Raw genomic sequence first — 21,900 nt, forward strand, 5'->3', positions numbered from 1 at the left:
GCCCGTGCGGGCTAACATCTTGATAACCTGCTAAAATAATGGGTTGTTCGCCGCAAATTCATTCAAAGGACGCGCCGTGCTGTCTACCGCAAATATCACCATGCAATTCGGGCCTAAGCCCCTCTTCGAGAATATCTCGGTCAAATTCGGGGAAGGGAACCGCTATGGCCTGATTGGCGCGAACGGCTGCGGCAAATCCACCTTCATGAAGATCCTCGGTGGCGATCTCGAGTCGAGCTCGGGCAACGTGATGCTCGAACCGAACGTGCGCCTCGGCAAGCTGCGCCAGGACCAGTTCGCGTATGAAGACGTGCGCGTGCTCGACGTCGTGATGATGGGCCACACCGAAATGTGGGCCGCCATGACCGAGCGCGACGCCATCTACGCGAATCCGGAGGCGACCGACGACGACTATATGCACGCCGCCGAACTCGAAGCGAAGTTCGCCGAATACGACGGCTACACTGCCGAAGCGCGTGCGGGCGAGCTGCTGCTCGGCATCGGCATCGCGATCGAAGACCACAACGGCCCGATGAGCAACGTGGCGCCTGGCTGGAAGCTGCGCGTGCTGCTTGCACAGGCGCTGTTCTCGAAGCCGGACGTGCTGCTGCTGGACGAGCCGACCAACAACCTGGACATCAACTCGATCCGTTGGCTGGAAGACATGCTCAACCAGTACAACTCGACGATGATCATCATCTCGCACGATCGTCACTTCCTGAACCAGGTCTGCACGCACATGGCGGACATGGACTACGGCACGCTGAAGGTCTACCCGGGCAACTACGACGACTACATGCTGGCCAGCACGCAGGCGCGCGAGCGTCAGCAGAATGCCAACGCCAAGGCGAAGGAGCGCGTGGCCGACCTGCAGGACTTCGTGCGCCGCTTCTCGGCGAACAAGTCGAAGGCGCGCCAGGCCACCAGCCGTCTGAAGATGATCGACAAGATCAAGATCGAGGAATTCAAGCCGTCGTCGCGGCAGAACCCGTTCATCCGCTTCGAATACGAGAAGAAGCTGCACAACATCGCGGTGGTGGCCGACACCATCACGAAGAAGTATGAGCGCACGATTTTCAGCAACTTCAGCATCAGCGTGCAGCCGGGTGAGCGGATCGCCATCATCGGCCAGAACGGCGCCGGCAAGACAACGCTGCTGCGTTCGCTGCAGGGGGGCGTGAAGACCGATCACGGCACGGTCAAGTGGGCTGAAAACGCCAACATCGGCTACATGCCGCAGGACACGTACGAAGAGTTTCCGGACGACGTCACGCTGATGGACTGGATCGACACCTACCGCAAGGAAGGCGACGACGAGCAGATGGTGCGCGGCACGCTGGGCCGGCTGCTGTTCAATGCGGACGACATCCGCAAGTCGGTCAAGGTGCTCTCGGGCGGCGAGAAGGGTCGCATGATCTGGGGCAAGCTGATGCTGGGCCGCCACAACGTGCTGCTGATGGACGAGCCGACCAACCACATGGACATGGAATCGATCGAATCGCTGCAGATCGCGCTCGACAAGTACGAAGGCACGCTGATTTTCGTGTCGCACGACCGGGAGTTTGTGAGTGGTCTGGCGAACCGGATCATCGAGGTGCGCACGGATGGTACGCTGTATGACTTCGGTGGTAATTACGAGGACTTCCTGGCTAGCCAGGGCGTGCAGTAAGCAGCGGCAATCCACTCATGATGTAACCGCGTTGTCCCCATTCATGACCTCATGATGGGGACAACGCGGATCCTGCAATAGCGCGATCCAATCGCATCCCGATTCCCTCCCGGCTGTTTCCTTCACCAATCCCCCTCCGTTGCGTGCCGAGCACTTTGCCGGCAAACGTGTTGCTGCCTTTTCTCCACGCATTTCCATCGCCTTCTAGCGCGTGAGCGCCATCTTTCGGCCCTGCGCAGCATCGCGTCCTGCATGCGTCATCCGCACCTCCCCACAAAATCACAGATCCTCTGCATGTTTCTTGGCCAGGATCAAATTTCGCCTGAGCCTTCACTCGTAGAATCCGGCGGCGTGCGTATTTAACCGCGTGGTTTCGGTGTTGCGAAGCCGCAGCGGATTTCGGGATGACTCAATGAAAAGCAGGCAAATATGATGAGAACTAGAGTCTTTGACAACAGGATGTGGATGCCGGTCGGGGCCGCGCTGGCGGCATGTCTTTCCGGCTGCAGCAAGCTCGACGTGCTCGATCCGAAAGGTAGCATCGGGGCGGCGGAGAAATCGCTGATCGGCACAGCGACGTTCACCATGTTGCTGGTAGTCGTGCCGGTCATTCTGATGACCCTCTGGTTCGCCTGGCGCTACCGGGCTAGCAACCGCAACGCGACCTACGCGCCGAAATGGGCGCACTCCACGGCAATTGAAGTAGTCATCTGGACGGTGCCCTCCATCATCATCCTGTGCCTAGGGGTGTTGACGTGGCGGACCACGCACGAACTCGATCCCTACAAGCCGATCCAGTCGGCCGTGAAGCCGATCAGGGTCGAAGTAGTCGCGCTCGACTGGAAATGGCTCTTCATTTATCCGGATCTCGGCATCGCATCGGTCAATCAACTGGCTTTCCCGGTGGGTACGCCAGTTAATTTCCTGATCACGTCGGATTCGGTCATGAACTCGTTCTTCATTCCGCAGTTGGGCAGTCAGATCTACGCCATGGCCGGCATGCAGACGCAGTTGCACCTCGTCGCGGACGAGGCCGGCGATTACGCCGGCGTGTCGGCCAATTTCAGCGGCAAGGGCTTTTCCGACATGAAGTTCCGTGCGCTCGCCACGAATCCGGAGCAGTTCAATGCATGGGTGGAAAAGGTCAAGGCGTCGTCCGGCCGGCTCGACATGAACGAATACAACACGGTGGCGCAGCCGAGCGAGAAAGAGCCGGTGCGCTACTTCTCATCGGTCGATCCGAAGCTGTTCCACAACATCATCGCGAAGTACAACAACGGCCACGTTCTCGATCTGCAGAACAGCAATTGCAGTACAAAGGGGTAACACATGTTCGGAAAACTGACACTTTCGGCGATTCCGTTCGATCAGCCCATTATCATGGGCGCGGGCGCTTTGATGGTGGTCATTGTCTTTGCCACGGCCGGTGCGTTGACCTGGTTCGGCAAATGGAAATGGCTGTGGAGCGAGTGGCTCACCAGCGTCGATCACAAGAAGATCGGCGTGATGTATATCGTGGTCGCCGTCCTGATGCTGCTGCGCGGCTTTGCCGATGCGGTCATGATGCGCCTGCAACTGGCGCTCGCCTATGACTCGCCGGGTTATCTGCCGCCGCATCACTACGACCAGATCTTCACGGCGCACGGCGTCATCATGATCTTCTTCATGGCGATGGCGTTGATGGTGGGCCTGTTCAATCTGATCGTGCCGCTGCAGATCGGCGCGCGCGACGTGGCGTTCCCATTCCTGAACTCGCTCTCGTTCTGGATGACCGCAATCAGCGCCATCCTGATCAATCTGTCGCTCGTGATCGGCGAGTTTGCGCAGGTCGGCTGGCTCGCGTATCCGCCGCTCTCGGAGCTTCAGTTCAGTCCGGGCGTGGGGGTGGATTACTACATCTGGAGTCTGCAGTTGTCCGGCGTCGGCACGCTGATCACCGCCATCAACTTCTTCGTCACCATCATCCGGATGCGCGCGCCCGGCATGTCGCTGATGAAAATGCCGGTATTCACGTGGACCGCCTTGTGCTCGAACGTGCTGATCATGGCGACGTTCCCGATCCTGACCATTGCGCTCGCGCTGCTCGGTCTGGACCGCTACGCCGGCATGCATTTCTTCACGAATGACGGCGGCGGCAACGCCATGATGTATCTGAACCTGATCTGGGCCTGGGGCCACCCCGAGGTCTACATTCTGGTTCTGCCGGCGTTCGGCATCTATTCGGAAGTGATTGCGACGTTCGCAAAGAAGCCGTTGTTCGGCTACAAGACCATGGTCTACGCCACGTGCGTGATCACGGTGCTGGCGTTCCTCGTCTGGCTGCATCACTTCTTCACGATGGGCTCAGGCGCGGACGTCAATGCGTTCTTCGGCATTATGACCATGGTCATTGCCATTCCGACTGGGGTGAAGATATTCAACTGGCTGTTCACGATCTATCGCGGCCGCCTTGAATTCACCACGCCGGTGCTGTGGACGATCGGCTTCATGGTCACCTTCACGATTGGTGGCATGACCGGCGTGATGATGGCCATTCCCGGCGCGGACTTCGTGCTGCACAACAGCCTGTTCCTGATCGCCCACTTCCATAACGCGATTATCGGTGGCGTGGTGTTCGGCTACCTGGCCGGCGTTCACTACTGGTTCCCGAAGGTGTTCGGCATCAAGCTGAACGAGAAACTCGGCAAGGCCGCGTTCTGGTTCTGGTTTGTCGGCTTCTATGTGTCGTTCATGCCGCTTTATGTGCTGGGCTTCATGGGCATGACGCGCCGCCTGAATCACTATGACAACCCGGCGTGGCATCCATACCTGATCGTAGCGGCCTGCGGCGTGGCGTTGATCGCGCTGGGTGTGGTCTGCCAGGTGTTGCAGGTGGTCGTCAGCGTGCGCAATCGCAAGCGGCCGGAGTACCGCGACGTCACGGGCGATCCGTGGGATGGCCGCACGCTGGAATGGGCTACGTCGTCGCCGCCGCCGGTCTACAACTTCGCCACGATCCCTGTCGTGCACGAGCTCGACGCATTCGCGCACATGAAGGAAACCGGGCAGGGCCTCGGCAAGGAGGCTGTGTATCGCGAGATCCATATGCCGTCGAATACCAGCGCCGGTTTCTTAATCGGCATGTTCAGCCTGTTGCTTGGCTTTGCCGGGGTCTGGCATATCACATGGCTCGCTGTGGCAGCGCTTGTCGCCATCATGGCGACGGTGATCGGGCGCAGCTTCGGCGAGAACGGTGGCTATTACATCCCGGCTGAAACGGTCCGCGAGATCGAAGAGCAGGGCGGCAGGGCAAGCACAACGAAGCATGACGGGCGGCTTGCCGCTGCGGAGGTCAACTGATGTCGCAGAACACTTATCTCGCCGTGCCAGGCGAGCTGGAACGCGAGCACGCGCCATCCCACTCGGTGTTTGGGTTCTGGCTTTATCTGATGACCGACTGCGTGCTGTTCGCGTCGCTATTCGCCGTGTTCGCCGTCATGGCGCACCAGTTTGCCGGCGGGCCGAGCGGCAAGGATCTGTTTGACATCCCGGGTGTCGCGATGGAGACGGCGGTGCTGCTGCTGAGCAGTATCACCTACGGTTTCGCAATGCTGGGTGCGCACAAGCGCAAGTCGGGTGTCGTACTCGGGTGGCTGGCGATCACGTTTGTCCTGGGTCTGGCGTTTCTCTGGTTCGAAGTGCAGGAGTTTTCGCACCTGATCGCCGAAGGTGCGGGGCCGAGCCGTAGCGCGTTTCTGTCGTCCTTCTTCACGCTTGTTGGTACGCACGGCTTGCACGTGACCGTGGGCCTGATCTGGATGCTCGTGCTCGCCGTGCAGATTGTCCTCAAGCCCGAGATGTCCGAGCGCGAAATTACGCGCCTCGCGTGCCTGAGCCTCTTCTGGCACTTTCTGGATATCGTATGGATCTGCGTGTTTTCATTTGTCTATCTTGGGAGCGTGCTCTAAATGGCTCATACGCAATCGCTTCATGAAGAGGAAGCGCACGGCAGTGCGTTCGGCTACGTGGCCGGGTTTGTACTGGCGGTGCTGCTGACGGCCGCGTCGTTCGGGCTTGTCATGCTACGCACAGGTTTGTCTTCGCAGGCGGGGATGGTTGCCCTCGCCGTGTTGGCGTTCGTGCAGATCGTGGTTCATCTGGTGTTCTTTCTGCATCTGAATACATCGTCGGGCCAACGCTGGAATGTGATGGCGCTTTGCTATACGGCAGTAGCCGCGCTTATCCTGATCGGCGGGACGATGTGGGTGATGCATAACGTCAGCATGAATATGATGTCGCGTTAGGCGCGTGGTCGCTTGCGTCGCAGATCGGTGGCGTTGTGCTTGCGAGGGAGCAGGCGACGCATGTGAAGGATAACGAACGGGATGCCGTCGAGTTCTCGATGGCATCCCGTGTCGCATTCATCAGGAAATGCTATGTTTCCTGTACGCCCGCCAGATTTTCATGATCAGAATATACTCGATGCTGGCTATGATCACACTTGTAGTCATGCCAAAGAGTGCATCAAAAAACTCGATATCGTGAAATCCTAAAAATTCGGAGACGGAATACGAGTAATGTTGATTCCATGGCGGGAAAAAGAGCAACAAAGAATAAATATATCTGATGGACAGAAAGAATAGGATGAAGAAAAAGAGGATCTTAATAAGACTACGGACAAGTATTGCCATTTGCGATTACCTCGATCCAGCCGTACGCATTCAGACCTGAATTGCGTGCAGGAATAGTGCTCGTATGTAGCAGCGCATACCGTATTCGCTGAAAATCGGCGTAACTTGGCAGGGTTATGCAGCCAAGTGAGGCCCCTCGACCACCAGCAGGATGAAGTCGGAAATTTCCACGTTTCATGCCGTTTATCCAGGTCCAGTCATCAATCTGGCCGTCATCGCGGTAAAGAGCAAACCACTCGTCGTGATGGGATGGTTTGCCGGTCAAGGCGTTGGCTGAGTCTTTGATCCACGCTTCCATCTGTGAACGAATACCTCCTTTAGGGCGATCGACGATCCAGTATTTTCCAGCAGGAATAGGACCATTGTTGCGAATGGCCGTGCAGCCGCTCCGATTGCGGTAGATGTTGTTCCCTGAGAAAGCCTGGAACGTTCCTACCCCACAGATGACGAGGGACGAGAATGGTTGGTTGTTGACGACGAATTTTCCTTTTAACGCCATGATCAGGACCGCTCATTCCAGCTGTCCGTGAACTTGATGTTGCCATCGGTATAGTGCCACGTAATGCGCTCATACATTAACGCGACCGACTCTACATGATTGAGTTGAGACATTGCATCAAGTTTGGTGTTTGCCATTCCGGGGTTGACTCCGGCCACCTTTACCCCCTCCAGCAACATGATGAAATAGACCTCTTCTTGCCCCGCATTGTTGATTCGATACCATTTCAATTCTGCGGATTGCAATGTTTTTCCTGTGGCAACGGCTTTGTATAGATGCGGGCTGGAGGCGTCAAACTCTTTTTCGATATACATCGGGGAATGGTTGCGCGAGCCGGTAATGCTCCCGGTATTGTTGTCGATCGGCAGATTCATGCCGTGGCCGAATCCGATTACTTCGATACTTCCCTCACGTCCGTGAACCGTGACGGAGCCTTTGATATCTGCTCCGCCATCGTCCTTAAGCCACATATACGCTGGAATAGCCATGTCGGTTTGAGTCCCCTGTTAAATGGGTTAGTTGCGATTTGCGACGGCTATACAAACACGAGTGAAGAAAGCAACTGTAAAGAACTGCCAGGAGTGCGCCGATCGTTTGATGGCACGCAAGGGACGCGTGAAAAAGCCCGCTGCGTCACACGTGAAATACGGCGAGCTTGGTCCCGGGCACCAAGGCCGGAGCGCACGAAGCGTGTCTCCAAGTGCAAGTCGATGCAATCCAAGCCCGACAAGCCGGCTTGAACGGCCATATACGAGGCGCCGTCCCGGCCACGACATTAAGCCCTCCATGACGCCGGTCAAGCGGCCACGTATTCGACCCGGTGCACCCTCGTTTTGCTTGATGTGTCTCAATGTGCACTCGGCGCCATTGGCGAATATCGACGTTTTATCTCGTCGACGCGGGGCAACATGTACTCTTCTCATTCCTTTGCACCCTTGGTCATTCGCGGCCGTACGCTGCTGCCGATCGTTCAGGGCGGCATGGGCGTCGGCATCTCGGCGCACCGGCTGGCCGGCAGCGTGGCGCGCGAAGGCGCGCTGGGCACCATCGCCAGCATCGATCTGCGCCACCATCATGCCGACCTGATCGAACAATGCCGGGCGAATCCGGCGCGCGCGACGCTCGAGGCGGCCAATCTCACCGCCCTGGCACGCGAGATCCACGCAGCCCGGGCACTGAGCGAAGGGCGCGGCATGATCGCAGTCAACGTGATGAAGGCGGTCAATGCCCACGCCGACTATGTGCGGGTCGCCTGCGAGAACGGCGCGGACGCGATCGTGATGGGCGCCGGTCTGCCGCTTGACTTGCCGGACCTGACGCAAGGCCATGATATCGCGTTGATCCCGATTCTCTCCGACAGCCGCGGCATCGCCCTCGTGCTGAAGAAGTGGTTGAAGAAGGGGCGCTTGCCCGACGCGATCGTGATCGAGCACCCGGCGCACGCCGGTGGCCACCTCGGTGTGACGAACCTCGCGGACATGCACGATCGGCGCTTCGACTTCGCGCGGGTGTTCGAAGAACTGGAGCCGGTCTTCGCCTCGCTCGGTCTGAGCCGGCAGGACGTGCCGCTGATCGTGGCGGGCGGCATCAACAGCCACGAGGCCGTGCGCGCCTGGCTCAGTATGGGCGCGAACGGGGTGCAACTCGGCACCCCGTTTGCGGTGACCGAAGAGGGCGACGCCCATCCCAACTTCAAACGCGTGTTGGCGGAGGCGAACCCGGAGGACATCGTCGAATTCGTCAGCGTCACCGGGCTGCCGGCGCGCGCCGTGAAGACGCCTTGGCTGATGCGCTATCTGCGCAACGAGACGCGCATTCGCGACAAGCTCGGCACCTTGAAGAACGCTTGTCCCACCGCGCTCGAATGCCTGAGTGTGTGCGGCTTGCGCGACGGCATCGAAAAGTTCGGGCACTTCTGTATCGACACCCGGCTCGCCGCGGCGTTGCGCGGCGACGTCGCCAATGGGCTGTTCTTCCGTGGCCGCGCGGCACTGCCGTTCGGCAATGCGATTCACAGCGTGCACGATCTGATCGAGTTGCTGCTGACCGGCGTGGCGCGACCGGCTGTCGCGGGGCGTTGGGCGTTTTCGCTTGGTTGACCAGGGTCAACGCGGGGATGGTTCGGACAATCGACAATTCCCGCAGCTATCAACGACCGGGGATCAACATGAAGAACAAGATCAAAACCACCATCAAGGCCGCAGCAATCGCCTCTTGCCTGCTGGGTCTGGGACTTGCCATGTCGCAGGCTCGTGCTGCCGGCGACGACGACATCAGCGGCATCCATGCGGGCGACGTGCTGGTGCGTTTGCGGGCCATCAGCATCGTCCCGAACGTGTCCACCAGCAACACGCTCTCGGCGCTGAATGTGGGCGTCAACAATGCGACCGTGCCGGAACTGGATCTGACCTACATGATCCGCGATTATCTCGGCGTCGAACTGATTCTCGGCACCTCGCGCCATCAGTTGACGTCGAGCCTCGGCAATCTGGGCGGCGTGAACGTTTTGCCGCCTACCTTGCTGCTGCAATACCACTTCAACCATCAGGGCCGCATCCGGCCGTACCTCGGCGCGGGTGTCAACTACACGTATTTCTACAACAATGGCCTGAACGTCGGTGGCCAGCCGATTTCGATCACCAACCACAGCTTCGGGCCGGCGGTGCAGGCAGGTGTCGACGTACAGATCACCAAGTCGCTGTTCGTCAACGCGGATATCAAGAAAATCTGGATGAGAACGGACGCTTCGCTCGGCGGCACATCGCTGGGCCGGCTCGATATCGATCCCGTGGTGGTGGGGCTCGGCGTCGGCATGCGCTTCTGACCAGACAGCAACACCAGCAGCACCAGCAGGACACGACGCCGGGTATCCCGGCGTTTTTTCTTGGTGCGTCCGATTCGCGCGGCGGATCAGGACAGGGCGCGCCTCACAGCTTGTCGTACTTGAAACGCATCGCCGTGCCCTCCTGTTCGATGCGCACCCACACCGCGCGCTTTTCCTCATCGGTCAGGAAAACCCAGTTCGACACCTCGGCCGCCGTGCGTCCGCAGCCCTTGCAGACTTCGTCGAAAAGCGTGGAGCAGACGCCGATACACGGGCTATCCGGGAGAGCGTGGAGATTCGAAGCCATCGAAAACCTTGGAACGGGAAGCGAAAAGGTGCGGCTATGTTAACCGATGCCGGAACTTCGTTCCGGGCCAAGCCGCTGCGCCGGCTGACCCGGCACGACGGAGGCGCTTCGATTGATTGGGTCTTTCTTACAAATTGGCTTCATCGTCCGCCGTGATCCATCTATGCACGGCACCTAAAAAGCGGTCCAGCCGAGCAGGTTTTTTTCCATATAGACATGTGCCGATAACCCGCTAAAATTGCGCGCAATTTTGTCTTCATACGGCAAGCTGGCGTGGCCGCGCAAGTCTCATACGCTGTACCCTTTGTGCGACAGCCTGGTATTTTTTTTGAAGCGCGCAATAATTAGTGGTAGTTTTCGGGTTTTTCAGGGGACCGCGGGCGGTGCGCCGCGGCGCGTGGAGTGGACGGTCGGCCAAAGCCGACAGGATCGGAGAACGGGATGAAAAAACTGGTGGTGCGCCGACTGGCGGCGCTGGTGCTGTGTGCGACGCCTTGGCTGACGGCGGCAGCAAAAGATACGCAATTGAACGTATACAACTGGTCCGATTACATCGCCAAGGACACAATCCCGAACTTCACCAAGCAGACCGGCGTTCAGGTCAAATACGACAACTACGACAGCGACGACACGCTGCAGGCCAAACTGCTCACAGGCAATTCCGGCTATGACATCGTCGTGCCGACCAGCAACTACGCCGGCAAGCAGATTGCCGCCGGTATTTTCGCCCCGCTCGACAAATCCAAGCTGCCCAATCAGAAATACCTTGATCCGTCGCTGATGGCGCTCGTCGCCGGTGCCGATCCGGGCAACAAATATGCCGATCCGTGGGCCTACGGTACGACGGGTCTCGGCTATAACGTCACCAAAGCCCAACAGATCCTCGGCAAGGACGTGCCGCTGAACAACTGGGACATCCTGTTCAAGCCCGAATACATTTCGAAACTGAAGACGTGCGGCGTTTCGGTGCTCGACGCACCCGACCAGATGTTTGCGGCCGCGCTGCACTACATCGGCAAGGATCCGATGAGCACGAACCCGGCCGACTATCGTGCCGCGCTCGAGATGATGAAGAAGATCCGCCCGTACATCACGCAGTTCAACTCGTCGGGCTACATCAACGACCTGGTGGGCGGCGACGTCTGCTTTGCCTATGGCTGGTCGGGCGACGTGGTGATCGCCAAGCATCGCGCCGTCGAAGCGAAGAAGCCGTACAAGATCGAGTACTACATTCCGAAGGGCGGCGCGCCGGTCTGGTTCGACGTGATGGCGATTCCGAAGGACGCGAAGAACAAGGAAGCCGCGCTCGAGTGGATCAACTACATCGAGACGCCGCAGGTCCATGCCGCGATCACCAACGAGGTCTACTACCCGAGCGCGAATCTGGAAGCGCGCAAGTATGTGGACAAGGACGTGGCGAACGATCCGGCCGTCTATCCGCCGCCTGACGTCATCAAGACGCTGTTCCTGCTGAAGCCGCTGCCGCCGGAAATCCAGCGCCTGCAGACGCGGCTGTGGACCGAATTCAAGTCCGGCCGCTGACGCTTGCGGCCGCAATGATCAGCAGCCAGGCATCATTCTGAAGCCCCCGGTGTCCACCGGGGGCTTTGTTCGTCAAACGCGGGAGTGAAGTAGCAAATCATGAGCAGTGACCAGTCGGGTGCGCTGGCGAGGGCCGGCGCGCCGTCCCCGGGCAGCTATGCCGTTGCGAACGACGCAGCGGAAAACTTCGTGCAGATCGTCGATGTCGTCAAGAAGTTCGGCGAGACGGTTGCGGTCAAGCAGGTCAGCCTGTCGGTGAAGAAGGGCGAGTTGTTTGCGCTGCTGGGCAGTTCCGGCTGCGGCAAGTCGACGCTCTTGCGGATGCTGGCGGGCCTCGAGAGCGTGACCTCGGGCAAGATCCTGATCGACGGCGAGGATCTCGCGCAGATGCCGCCGTATCGCCGGCCGGTCAACATGATGTTCCAGTCGTACGCGCTGTTTCCGCACATGACGGTCGAGGCGAACGTCGCCTTCGGCCTGAAGCAGGAAGGCGTGCCGAAGGCCGAACTGCAGGAGCGCGTTCAGGCGGTGCTCGATCTGGTGCAGATGGGGCGCTTTGCCAAACGCAAGCCGCATCAGCTCTCGGGCGGCCAGCAGCAGCGGGTGGCGCTCGCGCGCAGCCTCATCAAGCGGCCCAAGCTGTTGCTGCTCGATGAGCCGATGTCGGCGCTCGACAAGCAGATTCGCCAGCGCACGCAGATCGAACTGGTCAACATTCTCGACAAGGTCGGCGTCACCTGCATCATGGTGACCCACGATCAGGAAGAGGCGATGACGATGGCCGGGCGCCTCGCGGTGATGAGCGAGGGCGAGATCGTCCAGCTCGGCACGCCGCACGAGGTGTACGAGTACCCGAACAGCCGGTTCTCGGCCGAATTCATCGGCTCGACCAATCTGTTCGACGGCACGGTGGTCGAGGACGAACCGGATCACGTGTTCATCGAAACCGCCGACCTGCCGGTACGCCTCTACGTGAGCCACGGCATTACCGGACCGCTCGGCATGCCGCTGACGATTTCGGTGCGGCCCGAGCGGATCGCGCTGACGCGCAAGCCGCCTGAGGGCGCTTACAACTGGGGCAAGGGCGTCGTCACGAATATCGCCTACATGGGCGGCTATTCCCTGTATCACGTGAAGCTCGACAGCGGCAAGACGGTGGTGGCGAACGTCACGAGTCTCGCGCTCTCCGAGATCGATCCGCCGACGTGGGGCGACGAGGTCTATGTGCGCTGGAGCGCCTCTGCGGGAGTGGTGCTGACGTCATGAAAAGCGCGCTGAGTTCCATTGCGTCGTGGCCGGTGCGGCGCTTCGGCTTGACGGGCAGCACCGCCGTGGTGGCCGGACCGTTCGTCTGGCTGCTGCTGTTTTTCCTCGTGCCGTTCCTGCTGGTGGTGAAGATCAGCTTTGCCGATTTGCAGCTCGGCATTCCGCCCTACACGGAACTGACCACCTTCCAGGACGGCGTGCTGCATATCGCCCTGGACCTGTCGCACTACGCGTTCCTGCTGACCGACAGCCTGTACTTCGCGACCTATGTGAATTCAGTGGTGGTGGCGGCCGTCTCGACACTGCTATGCCTGCTGCTCGGCTACCCGATGGCGTATTACATTGCGCGCTCGAACCCGGCCACCCGCAACATCCTGATGATGGCGGTGATGCTGCCGTTCTGGACGTCGTTTCTGATTCGCGTCTATGCGTGGATCGGCATCCTCAAGAACAACGGTTTGCTGAATAACTTCCTGATGTCGATTGGCCTGATTCATACGCCGATCGAGCTGTATCACACCAACGCCGCGGTCTATATCGGCATGGTGTATTCGTACCTGCCGTTTCTGGTGATGCCGCTCTACGCGCACCTCGTGAAGATGGACATTACGCTGCTGGAAGCGGCGTACGACCTCGGCGCCAAGCCATGGAAGGCGTTCTGGCAGATTACGCTGCCGTTGTCGAAAAACGGCATCATTGCGGGCTGCCTGCTGGTGTTCATTCCGGCGGTGGGCGAGTACGTGATTCCTGAATTGCTGGGCGGAGCGAATACGTTGATGATTGGCCGCGTCATGTGGAATGAGTTCTTCGACAATGCCGACTGGCCGATGGCTTCCGCGGTGACGTGTGCGATGGTGTTGCTGCTGCTGGTGCCGATGGCGTTGTTCCAGTACTCGCAGGCGAAGGCGCTGGAGGAACGACGCTGATGAAGCCGAACCGGATTTTGCAGATTATTGCGCTTGGGATTGGTTTTCTGTTTTTGTACATTCCGATCGTCAGCCTGGTGGTGTATTCGTTCAACGAATCGCAACTGGTGACGGTGTGGACGCATTTCTCGACGCGTTGGTACGCCGCGCTGCTGCAGGATGACGAACTGATTGCGGCGGCGTGGCTATCGTTGCGAGTCGCCTTGATGACGGCGTTTGCGTCGGTGTTTATCGGCACATGGGCGGGGTTTGTGCTGGCGCGGATGGGGCGGTTTCGGGGCTTCACGTTGTACACCGGGATGATCAATGCGCCGCTGGTGATACCCGAGGTGATTCAGGGGATCTCGCTGCTGCTGCTCTTCATCGAAATGGCGAAATGGCTGGGCTGGCCGGCTGGACGTGGGGTGTTCACGATCTGGATCGGGCATGTGATGCTGTGTATTTCTTATGTGGCGATCATCGTGCAGTCGAGGGTGCGGGAGTTGCATCCGTCGCTTGAGGAGGCGGCGCTGGATCTTGGGGCTACGCCGTTGCGGGTGTTTTTCTTTATTACGTTGCCGTTGATTTCGCAGGCTCTTGTTGCTGGGTGGCTTTTGTCTTTTACTTTGTCTATCGACGATCTTGTGCTTTCTGCGTTTTTGTCGGGGCCTGGGTCGACTACCTTGCCGCTGGTTGTGTTCTCGCGGGTTCGCTTGGGGTTGAATCCTGAGATGAATGCGTTGGCTACTTTGTTTATTGCTGTTGTTACTGTTGGGGTTGTTGTTGGGAATCATGTTGTGCAGCGTAGTGAGAGGAAGAGGATGGTCATGGCGGTTTGATTTTTTTTTTGCCTGCGCGGCGCTTTTGGTGGTTTGTTTTAGGGTGTTGGCCTTTCCTTGCTGTGTTATTGGTTTATTAGCGTTGCCCCTGTGCGGGGCGGCACCTACTTTTCTTTGCCGCCGCAAAGAAAAGTAGGCAAAAGAAAGCGGGCTCACACCGCCAGCTTGTAGATGTCCACCACTCAGGTCACCGCGGAGTGGTCCGCACGAGGACCTGCCCTCGCATCTCCCCCGGTAGTGACACAGCGCTCATCCACCCCACTCCGCACTGCGTGCGTCGCGGATGGGTTTGCATGGGAAAGCGGGTTTGCCTGGGAAAGTGGATCTGTCAGGGAAAGGGGGGTTGCCAGGGTTCGCGGCCAATGGTCCGGCCGCGCAGCAACACCAGGAACAATGGGATGGACGCCGCCTCACCCGGCTAGCGCACCGCACTCGGCGCATGATCAGCGACGTGGTTGACCGGCCGGCATGCCGCCGACGCTACCGTACCGATAGTAAGCAAGCCATAGATCGTTGGAACACCTACGGAGTATGCAGAAGGAGTTATGCCCTTCGGCGGAGCGCGCAGCGCAACGCTGGAACGGATGACGGCCTTGTCACTAAGGGGCAGTGTGCGAGGAAAGATCCTCGTGCGGACCATTCCGTGTTGACCTGAGTGGCGGACACCTACAAGCTGGCGGTGTGAGCCCGCTTTCTTTTGCCTACTTTTCTTTGCGGCGGCAAAGAAAAGTAGGTGCCGCCCCGCACAGGGGCAACGCTAATAAACCAATAACACAGCAAGGAAAGGCCAACGCCGTAGGCAAACAGACCGATAAGAAAACAAGGAAAGGCCAACACCATAAAGAACAACCACCAAAAGCGCCGCGCAGGCAAAAAAAAATTCAAACCCTATACCCCATCCGAACCCCACCCCAATGCCTCCCCCCAACAAAAACAGGCGCCGACGCATCCTTCATAAGCACAAATTCCCCGCCCCCCATATCGCGCCGATAAGTCTGCAACAAAAACGGCTTCGTATGGCTCGCAGCAGCCAACCCAGTCCGGTCATCGAACATCCGCCGGTTCCGGCAGTTCGCCGCATTCCACACCGGGTCGTCGCGCTGCGGCTGGGAAAACTTCAGATTGTGCGTCGGCAGATACCCCCGCGCATCCACCGCGGCACAAAACGCCACCCGTGGATCGAGCTTCAGCAAAGGCTCCTGCACAGCAGGCAAGACCCGATCGGTAAACGCGGTAAACCGCGTCGTGAACTGCGGTGGGTTCGTCCCCGGCACCGGCACATACGTCTGGTCGAACAAGTCCGCCTGGCTCAATTCGCCGCTCGCCATCGCGCGCTCGAACAGCTTGCCGATCTTCGCCGCGGTTTCCTGGACCGCCTCGATAAATCGTGTGTCCGTCGTCTCCACGCCCGTAGCCGCGGTCAGCTCAATCAGCGTCTCCGATACCCCCAGCAGATTGCCCAGCCGGTTCTTCGCCTGCACGAAGTTCTCGCTCGAATCCTCCACACCGCTCGCCATCTCCAGCACCTGTGCTTCCAGCCCCGTGCACTGACTCTCGATCTCGCCCGTCAGCGTCGCAATCTGTCCCGCCTCCGCGTTCAGTTGCGTAATCGCTTCGCCCGTCGAATGCACCACCTCGCCAATCTTGCGCGTGCCTTCCCGGACCCGGTGCGCTCGCGCCGTGTTCTCGGAGCCTTCGTTGGTCAGTTGTTCGGTTTGTTGGGTGAGTTGCGCCAACGTGCTCTCGATCTGTCCTGTCGCTTGCGCGGTCTTCGCCGACAGGTTCTTCACTTCAGCCGCCACCACCGCGAAACTCTTGCCCGAGTCGCCGGCGCGTGCGGCCTCGATCGCCGCGTTCAGCGCCAGCAGGTGCGTTTGCCGCGCAATCAGGGAGATTTCCTCGGAAACGCGGCTCACGTGCGCCAGCGCGGCCCGTAGCGCGCCGATATGGCTCTCGATCACCGTCACGCCTTCGACCAGGCCGTGAATGTCCGCCAGCGACGCCTCCAGCGTCTGCTGCGATTCCTGCACGCTGCTCGCTACCTCGGTCGTGACGTTGCGCATCTCGCGCGCGGCGGTCGCGATGCGGTGATTCCCGGCCATCGTCTGCGCCGCGGCGTCGCGCAGCGAGCGGCATACCTGCGCCTGATGCTGCACCCGCGCCGCGACCTCCTCGACGTGGCCCGACACGTCGCAGATCTCGATGCCCAGCTTGCCTGCCTGCGCGGCGATGTCGCTTACGATCGACGGTGCCCGGCCTGCACGGCGAAAACTAAAGCGCGTCATGAGTCTCTCCTTGATGGCGCATATCGGCGCGGTAACCCAGGACGGATGCCGCGTCTTCTTCCTCTGATGTCGGCGCGCCGGCCCACGACTTGATACGGGGTATCCCGAGGTCGATATGATGTAGGTCTTGGCGCCGGCATGGTTGATGCGGGCCGGCGCCCCCAATACCGCTACCTTTACCGCCCGACAGAATGATGATTCAAGCCTTTGCGTGCGCCGCAGGTTGGCAGCAGCTCTACCAGTTGTGGGAGCTGATCGTGCTGGCGTGCAAGTTTCTGTGGGATCTGTTGCGCCTGCTGGGAGGCGGGGGCTGAACGCGCCGGCAGTCCCGCGGCAAGGCCGGAAAGACTGACGGAAACGGTTTGTGGGCTACCCGGCGCATCCAGTGCCGGGCAACATTTTGTAAGCCTCTTGCATCAACCGGCCTGGCGGCGGCCGCTCACGCCGTGATGGGCCTCGCGCGCACGGTGTCTATCGAGAGAAACGCCCGCAAGTCGTCCAGCACTTGCGCGGGGTCTTCCTCCATCGGAATGTGGCCAAGCTCCGCGTACATCACCGACTGCGCGCCCGGAATGCGCCGCGCGAACTCCGCCGCGTGGGCGGGCGGAATCCAGCGGTCTCTCGCGCCCCACAACACCAGCGACGGCACGTCGAGTGTCTTCAGGACGTCGGTGTCGAGATCGGCGAAATCGAGCGTCGGCACCATCTTGCCGATCGCTTCACGCGTACCTTCGCCATGGAAAAACTCGATATAGCGCCGCAGTACCAGGGCGGCCAGCCTGCGCGCATCGCCATACACGTTGCGCACCGCGCTTTTGATAATCGGCTCGGGCAGCCACCACGGTGCGCTCATGCGCACCAGTGGGCTGTTGAAGAGGCCAATGTAAATCGGCAGCTTCATCGGAAAGCCGGCCGAATCGATCAGCACCAGCCGCTCGACCGCATCGCGATGCCGCACCGCGTAGTCCCACGAGATCAGACCGCCGAGTGAGTTGCCGATCAGCGTCGCGCGACCGATGCCGAGCGCCTGCATGAAGGTATCGATAAAGCGCCGGTAGGCGGGCATGTTCATCGTCTCGATCGCCCCTGCGGCGGTGCGCAGCGGTCCCGTCACGCCGAACGGCGGCAGGTCGAGGCGGATCACGCGGTAGCTGCGCGCCAGTTCTTCGGCGACGCCGTCCCAGGTATGCAGCGATGACGCGAAGCCGTGAATCATCACCAGCAACTCGCCGCTGCCTTCGTCGACATAGTGGACGTCTGCGCCCATGATGTTGACGAACCTGGAGCCGTGCTGCGTGTAGCGCTTTCGCAGTGCATCGCGCGGCACGCTGGTGATGCCAAGACGCGCGGCGAGCGAGCGGGGCGGCAGCCGGGTGCCGTGTGCCGGTTGAGCGGTATCGATGCTAGCCATGCTTGTCTCCAAGATTGTTCTGGTTCGAAAGCACAAGCACCTCGCTGCCGGGCTCAGCGCGCGAAGCGGTATTCGTCGGCGCGCACCCGGCGGGTGCGCTTGCGGAAGCTGAAGGTGAAGCCCGGCCAGATCGCGGTGACCTTGCCGCTCTTCGTCTGATACCAGCTATGGCAGCCGCTCATCCATACCGAGCGCCGCATGTCCTGCTGCAGGCGCTCGTTGAAAGCCTGCTGCACGTCGGGCCGCAGGTTCATGGTGCGGGCGCCGCGCCGCTGCAGCTCGCGCAGGCACCCGGCAATGTATTGGATCTGCGACTCGATCATGTAGATCATCGAGTTGTGACCGAGGCCGGTGTTCGGTCCCACCATCATGAAAAAATTCGGGAAGCCGGCCACGCTGGTGCCCAGATACGCTTGCGGGCCGTCGCGCAGCCACTGCGCGCTGAGGTCCGCGCCGCCTACGCCGGTGACGTCGAAGGGCGCGCCAACATCGTTGACCTGGAAGCCGGTGCCGCAGATGATTGCGTCGGCTGCGTGATGCACGCCATCCGCCGTGACGATGCCGTCCGCAACGATCTCGCGGATCGCGTCCGTTACCACTTCCACGTTCGGTTGGCCGAGCGCCGGATAGTAGTCGCTCGAGAGCAGCACACGCTTGCAACCGGGTAGGTAGTTCGGCGTCAGCCTGGCGCGCAGCGCCGGATCTTTGACGCGCCGCTCCAGATAGCTCAGGCCGAACTTCATCGGATACTTCATCAGCTTCGGATTGACGACGAACGCGATGGCGCACGATTCGAGCTGCCAGTAGATCGCGTTGCGCATGAAGCGCTGCGTGAACGGCAGATGCCGGAAGCACCATTGCGCTCGCGCGCCGACCGGTTTGTCGGGCCTCGGCATGATCCATGGCGCCGTGCGCTGGAACAGCGTGAGCTGGGCGACGCGCGGCTGGATCTTCGGGACGAACTGGATGGCGCTCGCGCCGGTGCCGATCACCGCGACGCGCTTGCCTTCGAGTGGGTAGTCATGGTCCCAGCGGGCCGAGTGGAACAGCTTGCCGGCAAAGCGTTCGAGCCCGGCGATCTGCGGCATGGCCGGACGCGACAGCGGGCCGCTCGCGGCAATCAGGATGTCGGCTTCGATCGTCTCGCGTGCCGGGGAAGAAGCGGCTGCTGGGCGAGCTGTGCCGCCATGCTCGATCTCGAGCCGCCAGACCTGACGCGTCTCATCGAAACTGGCTGTTGCGACGCGCGCATGACAGCGCACGAAGCGCTCGAGTCCGTACTTGCGGACACAATGCTTCAGATAGGCGAGGATCTCAGGCTGCTGCCCGAACGCACGCGACCACCCAGGATTGGGCTCGAACGAAAACGAATACAGATGCGAAGGCACATCGCACGCAGCGCCGGGATAGGTGTTGTCCCGCCACGTGCCACCGATTTCGCCTGCCGCCTCGTAGATCGTGAACGATTCCAGACCCATCTGCCTGAGGCGGATCGCCATGCCAATGCCGGAGAAACCGCTCCCGACGATGGCGATGCGCGGCGTAGCAGGCGAGGGGGACGGCATAAGATCGGAACTCCAGGTCGGTGAGGCGCAGGGAGAGTTTGCGGCGGCAATCAACAGCATGCCGATGCCCACAGGGATATCGGACACGACGTCTACAGTTGTCTACTCTCGTAACGCGCAGAGTAGACAACTGTGCACTTCGAGTCAAGATCGTTTACAGTGCAGACGTTGACGGCGTGTTGCGCCCTTTGCCTGTGAAGCCCATGGAATCCACTCCCGAATCCGATCTCGATGCTGATTTCGCGCCCGGCAAGCGCCGGCTCATCGAAGCGGCCTTGCGCCTGACCGCGGGCGGGCGCAACTTTTCGACGCTCGGTCTGCGTGAAGTGGCGCGGGAAGCCGGCCTGAACCCCAATACCTTCTACCGGCATTTCGATACGCTCGACGACCTGGCCCGCGAGGCGGTCGAATCGGTCAGCCGGCGTCTGCGGCCGATGCTGCGCCGCGAACGCTGGCTCGCTGCGCACGACGAGCCGCAGAGCGTGCCGCGCCGTGCCTGCGCGGCATTCTTTGCGTTTGCGCTCGACAATCGTGAAGCGTTCTTGAGCGCGCTTGCGGAGTATCACGGTACTTCACCGGCGCTGCGCGACGCGGTGCGCGCGAATCTGCAGGAGGTGTCGGTCGAGATGGCTGACGACATCGTGCAACTGAACCTGATGCCGGCCCTCGCGCGCTCGAGCGTGGACGAGATCTGCACGCAGATCGTGCTGCAACTGTTCCATCTGTCGCATGAGTACATCGGCATGGCGGCCCATCGCGAGGCGCTGATCGGCTACGCGGAGCGCTTTATCGTCAGGCTGTTTGCCGGCGCCGCGGTGCTCGAGGCGCAGCATAAATAGCGTATAAAAAAACAGGCCCCGTCACGGAGGCCTGTCTTCAGCATTGCCGGCTGCTTGCAACAGCGCTGCCAGGTGTGGAGGCAGCGCCTGCGGCGATCAGGTATCGCTCCAGCCGCCCGAGTCGTCGTTGCCCACGTCGACGCCGCCACCGCCGCTGCCGTCGTCCCAGTTGTTCGACCCCTGGCCGAAATCGAGACCGCCGCCATCGTTGTTGTCGTTGCCGTTGTTGTCGCTGCGACGGCGCCGGCTTTCGTCGTCGACAATCACTTCGCGTTCACGACCCGAATTGAGCGCTTCGCCGAGCAGCACGCCGGTCAGAAGACCGCCCATGCCGCCGCCGAAACCGCCGCCGCCTTGCTGCACGATGACCTGCGGCTGTTGCTGCGGCGGATACGGATAGGGCGCTTGCGGCGGATTGCCGAAGCGTTCCGCTTCGCGTGCGTAGGCCGATTCGCTCGCGCTGGCCGGGGCGGCCGCGTACGGATCGGGACGGCCTTCGGCGCGCGCTTTCAGGCTGGCGACACGTTGCTCCAGTTCGTCGAGCTGATACGGCGGCAGCGGATTCTTGCCGTTGGAAAGCGTCTCGACGACGCCGCGCAACTGTTCTTCCGTGCCTTCGACTTCCTTCTCCAGCGCCTCGTGTCCAACCGCGGTGGAGAGCTTCACATCGAGCTTTAGCGAGCGCACGGCGTTCAGCAGGTCGGTTGCGCGCTTCAACTGGACGCGGCGATCGTCGTCGGCGCGCGAGTCGTCCTGGGTGCGGGCGCGCCGCAAGGTCCAGCGCAGCACCAGCGCAATTGCACCGATCAGCACGATGATGCCGATCCACATGCCCATGGACGGGCCATGCCGTTGCGGTACCAGCGGCACCATCGGCGCGGCCTGCTGCAACGCCGTGTTCTGTTGTGCAAACGGATTGCTGGTGTGTCCGGTTGCCGCGCCACTGCGTTCCGCGTCGCGGCGGATGCGGGCTTCGGTCTGCGCGAAGCGCGTCGGGTCGGTAAAGTGGATTTGCGGATCGAGTGTCTTGGCCTGCTGGATCTGCGCGAGCGCATCGCCGGTGCGGCCTTCCTGATCGAGCACCTGCGCGTACAGGTAGTGCGCGCGTGCGTTGTTCGGATGGGCCTGCAGCACTTCGGTCAATCCGGCGTCGGCCTGTTGCCAGTTGCGCTGAGCCATCGCAGATTCGATCTGCTGGACGCTCGGCACCGCGAACGCCGCGGCGGACACCAGCATCAGCGACGCGAAGGTGGCTGCGAGAAATTTTTTCATGTGTCGG

Annotated in this window: 20 protein-coding genes; 13 read left to right on the forward strand and 7 right to left on the reverse strand. The window is 60.7% G+C overall.

Going from position 1 to position 21,900, the window contains the following annotated elements; all coding sequences use genetic code 11:
• Positions 1–76 precede the first annotated feature (76 nt).
• The 5 genes from AC1ECK_RS11975 (at position 77) to cyoD (ending at position 5,952) form a co-directional block, all read left to right on the forward strand.
• Positions 77–1,669, forward strand: coding sequence for an ABC-F family ATPase (locus AC1ECK_RS11975; protein WP_480319199.1), 1,593 nt, complete (start codon positions 77–79; stop codon positions 1,667–1,669).
• A gap of 429 nt (positions 1,670–2,098) precedes the next feature.
• On the forward strand, positions 2,099–2,995 hold the full coding sequence (cyoA, locus tag AC1ECK_RS11980) for a ubiquinol oxidase subunit II (RefSeq protein ID WP_480319201.1): 897 nt from the start codon (positions 2,099–2,101) through the stop codon (positions 2,993–2,995).
• Between the two features lie 3 nt (positions 2,996–2,998).
• Positions 2,999–5,008, forward strand: a complete 2,010-nt coding sequence (gene cyoB / locus AC1ECK_RS11985; protein ID WP_480319203.1) for a cytochrome o ubiquinol oxidase subunit I — start codon at positions 2,999–3,001, stop codon at positions 5,006–5,008.
• Positions 5,008–5,616, forward strand: a complete 609-nt coding sequence (cyoC, locus tag AC1ECK_RS11990) for a cytochrome o ubiquinol oxidase subunit III (RefSeq protein ID WP_480319205.1) — start codon at positions 5,008–5,010, stop codon at positions 5,614–5,616. Before cyoB ends, cyoC begins: the two co-directional genes overlap by 1 nt.
• Positions 5,617–5,952: a cytochrome o ubiquinol oxidase subunit IV gene (gene cyoD, locus AC1ECK_RS11995; protein ID WP_480319207.1), complete on the forward strand. Its 336-nt coding sequence runs from the start codon at positions 5,617–5,619 to the stop codon at positions 5,950–5,952.
• A gap of 367 nt (positions 5,953–6,319) precedes the next feature.
• Here the strand turns inward: cyoD and AC1ECK_RS12000 are convergent, their stop codons facing one another.
• The gene (locus tag AC1ECK_RS12000; protein ID WP_480319209.1) at positions 6,320–6,838 is read right to left on the reverse strand and encodes a DUF2778 domain-containing protein; all 519 of its coding nucleotides are present in this window, start codon (positions 6,836–6,838) and stop codon (positions 6,320–6,322) included.
• Between the two features lie 2 nt (positions 6,839–6,840).
• On the reverse strand, positions 6,841–7,326 hold the full coding sequence (locus tag AC1ECK_RS12005; protein WP_480319211.1) for an Hcp family type VI secretion system effector: 486 nt from the start codon (positions 7,324–7,326) through the stop codon (positions 6,841–6,843).
• Positions 7,327–7,746: 420 nt separating this feature from the next.
• On the opposite strand from AC1ECK_RS12005, the gene AC1ECK_RS12010 reads away from it, so the two are divergent.
• Both AC1ECK_RS12010 and AC1ECK_RS12015 read left to right on the forward strand, forming a co-directional pair.
• Complete coding sequence (locus AC1ECK_RS12010) at positions 7,747–8,937, forward strand: NAD(P)H-dependent flavin oxidoreductase (protein WP_480319213.1); 1,191 nt, start codon at positions 7,747–7,749, stop codon at positions 8,935–8,937.
• A gap of 68 nt (positions 8,938–9,005) precedes the next feature.
• Positions 9,006–9,662, forward strand: coding sequence for an OmpW/AlkL family protein (locus AC1ECK_RS12015; protein WP_480319215.1), 657 nt, complete (start codon positions 9,006–9,008; stop codon positions 9,660–9,662).
• A 103-nt stretch (positions 9,663–9,765) separates the two neighbouring features.
• Here the strand turns inward: AC1ECK_RS12015 and AC1ECK_RS12020 are convergent, their stop codons facing one another.
• Positions 9,766–9,969 (reverse strand): DUF1289 domain-containing protein, encoded by a 204-nt coding sequence (locus AC1ECK_RS12020; RefSeq protein ID WP_480319217.1) that lies wholly within the window; start codon positions 9,967–9,969, stop codon positions 9,766–9,768.
• Positions 9,970–10,410: 441 nt separating this feature from the next.
• On the opposite strand from AC1ECK_RS12020, the gene AC1ECK_RS12025 reads away from it, so the two are divergent.
• From AC1ECK_RS12025 to AC1ECK_RS12040, 4 genes are all read left to right on the forward strand, one after another.
• Entirely contained in the window at positions 10,411–11,511 is a 1,101-nt protein-coding gene (locus AC1ECK_RS12025; protein ID WP_480319219.1) for a polyamine ABC transporter substrate-binding protein, read from the forward strand.
• A gap of 99 nt (positions 11,512–11,610) precedes the next feature.
• Entirely contained in the window at positions 11,611–12,777 is a 1,167-nt protein-coding gene (locus AC1ECK_RS12030) for an ABC transporter ATP-binding protein (RefSeq protein WP_480319221.1), read from the forward strand.
• A complete protein-coding gene (locus AC1ECK_RS12035; RefSeq protein WP_480319223.1) occupies positions 12,774–13,703 on the forward strand; it encodes an ABC transporter permease subunit in 930 nt (309 codons plus the stop codon). The genes AC1ECK_RS12030 and AC1ECK_RS12035 overlap by 4 nt, the downstream gene beginning before the upstream one ends.
• A complete protein-coding gene (locus AC1ECK_RS12040) occupies positions 13,703–14,521 on the forward strand; it encodes an ABC transporter permease subunit (RefSeq protein ID WP_480319225.1) in 819 nt (272 codons plus the stop codon). The genes AC1ECK_RS12035 and AC1ECK_RS12040 overlap by 1 nt, the downstream gene beginning before the upstream one ends.
• 881 nt (positions 14,522–15,402) lie before the next feature.
• Here AC1ECK_RS12040 and AC1ECK_RS12045 read toward each other — a convergent pair.
• Positions 15,403–16,806 carry a methyl-accepting chemotaxis protein gene (locus tag AC1ECK_RS12045; protein WP_480319227.1) on the reverse strand — a complete coding sequence of 468 codons (1,404 nt, stop codon included), beginning with the start codon at positions 16,804–16,806 and terminating at the stop codon, positions 15,403–15,405.
• A gap of 191 nt (positions 16,807–16,997) precedes the next feature.
• On the opposite strand from AC1ECK_RS12045, the gene AC1ECK_RS12050 reads away from it, so the two are divergent.
• A complete protein-coding gene (locus AC1ECK_RS12050; protein ID WP_480319229.1) occupies positions 16,998–17,120 on the forward strand; it encodes a hypothetical protein in 123 nt (40 codons plus the stop codon).
• A gap of 125 nt (positions 17,121–17,245) precedes the next feature.
• Here the strand turns inward: AC1ECK_RS12050 and AC1ECK_RS12055 are convergent, their stop codons facing one another.
• Both AC1ECK_RS12055 and AC1ECK_RS12060 read right to left on the reverse strand, forming a co-directional pair.
• Positions 17,246–18,217, reverse strand: a complete 972-nt coding sequence (locus tag AC1ECK_RS12055) for an alpha/beta fold hydrolase (RefSeq protein WP_480319231.1) — start codon at positions 18,215–18,217, stop codon at positions 17,246–17,248.
• A gap of 53 nt (positions 18,218–18,270) precedes the next feature.
• Positions 18,271–19,782 (reverse strand): flavin-containing monooxygenase, encoded by a 1,512-nt coding sequence (locus AC1ECK_RS12060; RefSeq protein ID WP_480319233.1) that lies wholly within the window; start codon positions 19,780–19,782, stop codon positions 18,271–18,273.
• Positions 19,783–19,985: 203 nt separating this feature from the next.
• Between AC1ECK_RS12060 and AC1ECK_RS12065 the strand changes: the two genes are divergently transcribed.
• Positions 19,986–20,621, forward strand: coding sequence for a TetR family transcriptional regulator (locus AC1ECK_RS12065; RefSeq protein ID WP_480319235.1), 636 nt, complete (start codon positions 19,986–19,988; stop codon positions 20,619–20,621).
• A gap of 96 nt (positions 20,622–20,717) precedes the next feature.
• Here the strand turns inward: AC1ECK_RS12065 and AC1ECK_RS12070 are convergent, their stop codons facing one another.
• Positions 20,718–21,893, reverse strand: coding sequence for a tetratricopeptide repeat protein (locus tag AC1ECK_RS12070; protein ID WP_480319237.1), 1,176 nt, complete (start codon positions 21,891–21,893; stop codon positions 20,718–20,720).
• Positions 21,894–21,900 lie beyond the last annotated feature (7 nt).

The organism is Paraburkholderia sp. SSBN10T, from assembly GCF_056619545.1.

Bases quoted from the DNA above. Each gene is read 5' to 3' on its own strand.
- cyoA (WP_480319201.1), top strand. From the start codon at position 2,099: ATGATGAGAACTAGAGTCTTTGACAACAGGATGTGGATGCCGGTCGGG.
- cyoB (WP_480319203.1), top strand. From the start codon at position 2,999: ATGTTCGGAAAACTGACACTTTCGGCGATTCCGTTCGATCAGCCCATT.
- cyoC (WP_480319205.1), top strand. From the start codon at position 5,008: ATGTCGCAGAACACTTATCTCGCCGTGCCAGGCGAGCTGGAACGCGAG.
- cyoD (WP_480319207.1), top strand. From the start codon at position 5,617: ATGGCTCATACGCAATCGCTTCATGAAGAGGAAGCGCACGGCAGTGCG.
- AC1ECK_RS12000 (WP_480319209.1), bottom strand. From the start codon at position 6,838: ATGGCGTTAAAAGGAAAATTCGTCGTCAACAACCAACCATTCTCGTCC.
- AC1ECK_RS12005 (WP_480319211.1), bottom strand. From the start codon at position 7,326: ATGGCTATTCCAGCGTATATGTGGCTTAAGGACGATGGCGGAGCAGAT.
- AC1ECK_RS12010 (WP_480319213.1), top strand. From the start codon at position 7,747: ATGTACTCTTCTCATTCCTTTGCACCCTTGGTCATTCGCGGCCGTACG.
- AC1ECK_RS12015 (WP_480319215.1), top strand. From the start codon at position 9,006: ATGAAGAACAAGATCAAAACCACCATCAAGGCCGCAGCAATCGCCTCT.
- AC1ECK_RS12020 (WP_480319217.1), bottom strand. From the start codon at position 9,969: ATGGCTTCGAATCTCCACGCTCTCCCGGATAGCCCGTGTATCGGCGTC.
- AC1ECK_RS12025 (WP_480319219.1), top strand. From the start codon at position 10,411: ATGAAAAAACTGGTGGTGCGCCGACTGGCGGCGCTGGTGCTGTGTGCG.
- AC1ECK_RS12030 (WP_480319221.1), top strand. From the start codon at position 11,611: ATGAGCAGTGACCAGTCGGGTGCGCTGGCGAGGGCCGGCGCGCCGTCC.
- AC1ECK_RS12035 (WP_480319223.1), top strand. From the start codon at position 12,774: ATGAAAAGCGCGCTGAGTTCCATTGCGTCGTGGCCGGTGCGGCGCTTC.
- AC1ECK_RS12040 (WP_480319225.1), top strand. From the start codon at position 13,703: ATGAAGCCGAACCGGATTTTGCAGATTATTGCGCTTGGGATTGGTTTT.
- AC1ECK_RS12045 (WP_480319227.1), bottom strand. From the start codon at position 16,806: ATGACGCGCTTTAGTTTTCGCCGTGCAGGCCGGGCACCGTCGATCGTA.
- AC1ECK_RS12050 (WP_480319229.1), top strand. From the start codon at position 16,998: ATGATGATTCAAGCCTTTGCGTGCGCCGCAGGTTGGCAGCAGCTCTAC.
- AC1ECK_RS12055 (WP_480319231.1), bottom strand. From the start codon at position 18,217: ATGGCTAGCATCGATACCGCTCAACCGGCACACGGCACCCGGCTGCCG.
- AC1ECK_RS12060 (WP_480319233.1), bottom strand. From the start codon at position 19,782: ATGCCGTCCCCCTCGCCTGCTACGCCGCGCATCGCCATCGTCGGGAGC.
- AC1ECK_RS12065 (WP_480319235.1), top strand. From the start codon at position 19,986: ATGGAATCCACTCCCGAATCCGATCTCGATGCTGATTTCGCGCCCGGC.
- AC1ECK_RS12070 (WP_480319237.1), bottom strand. From the start codon at position 21,893: ATGAAAAAATTTCTCGCAGCCACCTTCGCGTCGCTGATGCTGGTGTCC.